Raw genomic sequence first — 5,691 nt, forward strand, 5'->3', positions numbered from 1 at the left:
ATAACCCCAACCATTAAAACGCCACCAAATCCACTTTAAAAAGTTTGCGGCTACATAACCCCCAAATAAAGCACTAGTTATCCATAATGTTAGTGAATTGATAGAATCTGTAAAAAAGCCCATAAAAACACCCAAAGTTACAACAGCAAATGAGGCAATATGACTCGCTTTTATATAGTGTTTATCCGTAGCTTCGGGTTTAAAATACTTTTTATAAATATCGTTTACAATATAAGCTGGCCCAGCATTTACAAAGGCGGAAAAAGTTGACATAAAAGCTGCTAATAATCCAGCTAACAACAATCCTTTAATGCCAACTGGCACATGAAAATTAATAACTTTTGGTAATATAATTTCTAAATCTGCACCTGTCAAATTTGGATTGGCAATCATCTCAGGAGCTAACACAACTAAAGCAATAACTACAACACCTCCAATTAATAAATACCTTGGAATAAATAATATTAAATTGGTGAAACCAGCCATATATGCTGCCTCTTTAACTGTTTTTGTTGATAAAATACGTTGCATATCAAAACTAGGAGTTGGCCCTGCAATACTTGCAAAAAAGCCTTTAAACAAACTCATACCAATTAAAGCACCAAACATTTTATAACCTTCGGAATCCACTAAATCATTAAAGGCTTGGAATTTAGAATTATCCCAATGCTGATTTAATTCCCAGCCAAAAAATACATTTTTCCATTCGGCAGTAATCACATTTGAAATTTCAACATCGCTGAAAGCAAAAAACGCATAACCTGCAACTAAAATTCCTGCAATTACCATAATACCGTATTGTAAAACTTCGGTTGCAACAACAGAAAACATACCTCCTTTTATAGTATAAATAGTAGTTAAAAAAATGATAATTAACGCATAGGATTGTTCTGAATTAAAAAGTATAGAATTACCTATTTGTAAGGTTAAATCCCAAGGTAAAATAACGGTCATAAATTTACCAACACCTTCAAAAAAGTATGCGATAAACCCAATTGCTGCTACAACGGCAAAAATGGCAACAATTTTATGGGAAGCTCTCCCAGCTTTATCATCTCCAAAACGCGTTAAAATCCATTCGGAACCTGTCATAATATTAGATCTACGTATCCAAACGGCTAAAAACATCATTATAAAAATTTGATTCCAGATAGGCCATAACCACATTAACATAAAGCTTTTGGCTCCATATAAAAAAAGCCAACCTACCATTAAAGCGGTTCCAGAAATATCGAACATTCCAGATCCATTACTTAAGCCTAAAAAGTACCATTTAATATTATTTCCTCCTAAAAAATAAGAGTTTAGCCCTTTTGAAGCTTTTTTAGAAACCCAAATACCTACAAAAAGTGTTAATAAAATATATATTGCAATTATTGATGCATCAATTATATTCATCCTAATAATTATTCTTAATTATTTATTCCCCAATTTTTATTTGGAGTATTTCCCATTACAAATTGAAGTGTGCCTCCTTGTTGAATTTCTTTATGACTTATAGAAGTTCTATTGAATTCTTTTCCGTTGAATGTAGCAGATTGAATGTACATATTTTCATCGGAAACATTTTCAGCCTTTATGGTGAACGAAATCTCTTCAGAAATTTTAATTGTTGAAGTTTCAAACAGCGGACTTCCAATTTGGTATTCTCCAGAAGCTGGACTGTACGGATACAATCCCATTGCGCTAAACACATACCAAGCTGACATTTGTCCGCAATCCTCGTTTCCACTCAATCCGTTTGGTGTTGTGTTGTATTGTGTTTTTAATATTTCGCGTACCCAATATTGGGTTTTCCAAGGTTTATTAGCGAAATTGTACATATACGCAATATGGTGACTTGGCTCGTTTCCATGTGCGTATTGACCAATTAAACCTGTAATATCTGCTGAAACATCATTTCCAGTAATTTCTGAAGATTCTGTAAATAATTGCTGTAATTTATCTGTGAATTTCACTTCTCCTCCGTGCATTTTAATTAAGTTTTCAACATCGTGTAATACAAACCAACTATGTTGCCAAGCGTTTCCTTCGGTATATTCTGCTCCAACTCTATGTGCTGAAAATTTTGGATCGAAAGGTTCTTTCCAAGCAGTTCCTGCTTCATTTTTACCACGCATAAATCCTGTTTCAGCATCAAATAAATGTTCATAAGCTTTAGAACGATTCATAAAATAAGTGTAATCTTCTTCTTCACCCAACTCTTTTGCTATTTGCGCCACACACCAATCGTTATAAGCGTATTCCAATGTTATTGTTACAGATTCGTCTAATAAATTATGAGGGATATAGCCATATTTTTTATAATGATTTAAGCCTCTTTTATCTTGCATCATTGTAGTTTTCATTGCTTCATAGGCCTTTTTAATATCAAAACCTTTTATTCCTTTTATATATGCTTCTGTAATTACTGGAATTGAATGATAGCCAGTCATAGTATTGGTTTCATTTCCGTACAAAGTCCAAACTGGTAATATTTTGTTTGTTTGGTAATATTCCAACATTGTGTTAATAATATCTGTAACTTTATCTTGAGCTGTAAATATTAACAATGGATGCTCTGCTCTAAATGTATCCCATAAAGACAAGGTTGAATATGCCGTATAATTTTCAGCTTTTACAATTTCATCGTTTTCTTTTCTAAACTCTTTATTTACATCGCTAAAGGTTACAGGCGCAACTTGAGTGTGATATAATGCGGTGTAAAAAATAGTTTTTAAGTCTTCGTTATCAGTTTCAACAGTTATGTTAGATAAATTATTATTCCAAATTTCAGAAGCTTCATTTTTAACAGTTTCAAAACTAATTTCTTCTTTTGATAAGTTTTCCAACGCATTTTTTTCACTTACTGAAGAAACGGCAACTTTCACTGATAATTCGTTCGTATTTTCTGAATTAAAAAAGAGTTGTGCAAAGGCTTTTTCACCTTCAACAGTTGTTACATCGGTTTTATAAGTTTCACCGTTTACCAATTCATATTTTTCAATTGGTTTAGAAAATCTCACCACAAAAAATACTTTTTGATTTTTTGCCCAACCAGTACTATGCCTAAATCCTGAAATAGTTGTTTCATCAATAACTGTAATTTTTGAAGCCGTGGTTTTATCCCAATTAATAGCAAAACCTAAATCTAATACTACAGATTGCGTATCGTTTTCTTCAAAGGTATATTTATGAAAACCGGTTCTTAAATTGGAAGTTAATTCTGCTTTAATATTAAAATCTTTTAACTGAACGCTATAATATCCAGGTGAAGCTTTTTCTTCATTATGAGAATACAAAGATTTGTAAGGGATATCGTTTCTTGTTTTAACTTCAGCAGCTAAATCAACTTTTTTGTTAATCGGCATTAAGCGAATATCCGCGAGATCTCCAATTCCTGTTCCACTTAAATGTAAATGACTAAAACCAATGGTGATAGAATCGGAATAATGATAGCCTGAACACCAATCCCAACTAGAAATCCCGTTATCTGGACTTATTTGTAACATTCCAAAAGGAACAGTTGCTCCAGGATAGGTATGTCCGTGACCACCAGTTCCAATAAAAGGATCCACAAATTTTGTAAAATCTATTTTGGGAGATTTTTTAATTTCGTTTGTATGATTTTCGCAAGAATTAATACTGAATGCTATTCCGACTAAAAAAACTATTGATAGGTGCTTTATAAATTTCATTTATCTTAATTTTCAGAATTATTAACTATAGTAATAATAAATTTAATTATAAATATTACTTATTTTAGTGGTTTTGAAAAATAAATTAGACGTACAACACTTAAACAAGGATAAACATAAAAAAATAAACTACAATGTCGGTAACAAAATATAAAACCACATCTGTTTCATCTAATATTAGAGAAATATCATTACGGCATCACATTATATTTTGGTCTTTGTATTTTATTTTTAACACATTACGCTGGGGAAGTTATTTTGATGATTACTTCTATTCTTTAAAATCTAACCTTGTTGGATTTCCAATACACATGACACTTTGTTACTTAAATGTTTATGTGTTTATGCCTAAATTTGTTTTTAAAAGAAAATACCTTACCTACATTGGGCTTTTAGTTACATCACTTTTTGTAATGCTACTTGTAAAATTTAATTTAACTTATTATTTAGTAAGTGAAAATGTATGGCCTGAAGGTACGGAAGTAATTAGTAAACTAACATTAAATTACTCAATTGATATGATGATTGGAGAGCTATACGTAATTACTTTTGTTACAGCAATTAAAATTACTATGGACTGGCTGAAAGAACACAAAAGAGTTACCGATCTAGAAAAAGCACAATTGGAAACTGAATTGTTATTTTTACGAACTCAAATTTCACCACATTTTTTTTTTAATACACTAAACAACATTTATTCTTTGTCTTTAGAAAATTCTAAAAAAACACCAAGAATAATTCTAAAGCTATCTGAGTTAATGCGTTACTTTTTATATGAAACTAAAAAAAGTAAACAAAGTTTAGAAAAAGAAATTATTAGTATTCAAAATTATTTAGACTTAGAGCGCATTCGATTTGATGAAAATTTAGAAATAAACATGAATATTTCTGGAGATATAAAAGCAAAAAAAATAGCACCAATGTTATTGCTTTCATTTATCGAAAATGCATTTAAACATGGTGCTAATAAAAATATTGGTAAAATTAAGATTGATATTGATTTTTTAGAAAAAGATGGTTTTCTATACTTTACAATATCTAATCCAATACCTGCAAAATTTCATAAGTCTCAACAAATAAATACAACTGGCGGAATTGGTTTAGAAAATGTAAAAAAAAGGTTAGCTTTGGGATATAAAAAAAATGAATACAATTTAAAAATTGAAGAGAAAAATAACTTGTTTATTGTGGCTCTTAAAATTAAGTTAAAATGAAAATAAAATGCCTAATAATTGATGACGAACCTTTAGCAATAAATGTTATAAAAAATCATTTAAAAGAATTCAATAATATTGAATTGATAAATAGTTTTAACAATGCAATTGATGCTTTATCTTTTTTAAAAGATAATACTATAGATCTTATTTTTTTAGATATAAATATGCCATTACTCGATGGTTTAAATTTTATAAAATCACTTGAAAAAAAGCCCCTGATAATTATTACCACGGCACATATCGAATATGCTGTTGAATCTTATGAATTAGATGTTCTAGACTATTTGGTAAAACCTATTCCTTTTCCAAGGTTTGTAAAAGCTATTAATAAAGTCTTTAAAAACTTAAACCCTCCAAAAGTAAACACCACACAAATTGATAAACCATACTTTTTTATAAAAATTGATAAAAAGAAGATGAAAAAAATTTATTTGGACGAAATCTTGGTTATTGAAAGTCTAAAAGACTACTTAAAAATCACCACACAAAGTAAAAGGTATATAATTCATCAAACACTTTCAAGTTTTACAGACCAATTACCAGAAGATAATTTTATACGCATACATAGATCTTATACAATTGCAATAAATAAAATTGATACAATAGAAGGTAATAGTTTAGAAATAGGAGGTGTACGTTATCCATTTGGAAGAACTTATATTGAAGATGTTAAAAATAAGATTTTGAATTCCTGAAGTGATTTGGAAAGGTGCAATAATAGGAGCTATATTAAGTGTAATAGTTCTTGCTTTTGTAAAGTATAACACGCTGATTAACTTCTATAATTATCCTCTAAT

Annotated in this window: 4 protein-coding genes; 2 read left to right on the forward strand and 2 right to left on the reverse strand. The window is 29.8% G+C overall.

Features of this window, described 5'->3' with window-relative positions; all coding sequences use genetic code 11:
• Together AB1Z17_RS14245 and AB1Z17_RS14250 are read right to left on the reverse strand one after the other, a co-directional pair.
• The coding region (locus tag AB1Z17_RS14245) for a sodium:solute symporter (RefSeq protein WP_368052434.1) at nt 1-1,398 on the reverse strand (1,398 nt) is incomplete at its 3' end.
• Nucleotides 1,399-1,412: 14 nt separating this feature from the next.
• Entirely contained in the window at nt 1,413-3,677 is a 2,265-nt protein-coding gene (locus AB1Z17_RS14250; RefSeq protein WP_368052435.1) for a GH92 family glycosyl hydrolase, read from the reverse strand.
• A 134-nt stretch (nt 3,678-3,811) separates the two neighbouring features.
• Here AB1Z17_RS14250 and AB1Z17_RS14255 point away from each other — a divergent pair, with 134 nt between their 5' ends.
• Both AB1Z17_RS14255 and AB1Z17_RS14260 read left to right on the forward strand, forming a co-directional pair.
• Nucleotides 3,812-4,891 (forward strand): sensor histidine kinase, encoded by a 1,080-nt coding sequence (locus AB1Z17_RS14255; protein ID WP_368052436.1) that lies wholly within the window; start codon nt 3,812-3,814, stop codon nt 4,889-4,891.
• Nucleotides 4,888-5,589 carry a LytR/AlgR family response regulator transcription factor gene (locus AB1Z17_RS14260; protein WP_368052437.1) on the forward strand — a complete coding sequence of 234 codons (702 nt, stop codon included), beginning with the start codon at nt 4,888-4,890 and terminating at the stop codon, nt 5,587-5,589. The genes AB1Z17_RS14255 and AB1Z17_RS14260 overlap by 4 nt, the downstream gene beginning before the upstream one ends.
• Nucleotides 5,590-5,691 lie beyond the last annotated feature (102 nt).

The sequence above is a fragment of the Lutibacter sp. genome (assembly GCF_040883305.1).
Classification (GTDB): domain Bacteria; phylum Bacteroidota; class Bacteroidia; order Flavobacteriales; family Flavobacteriaceae; genus Lutibacter.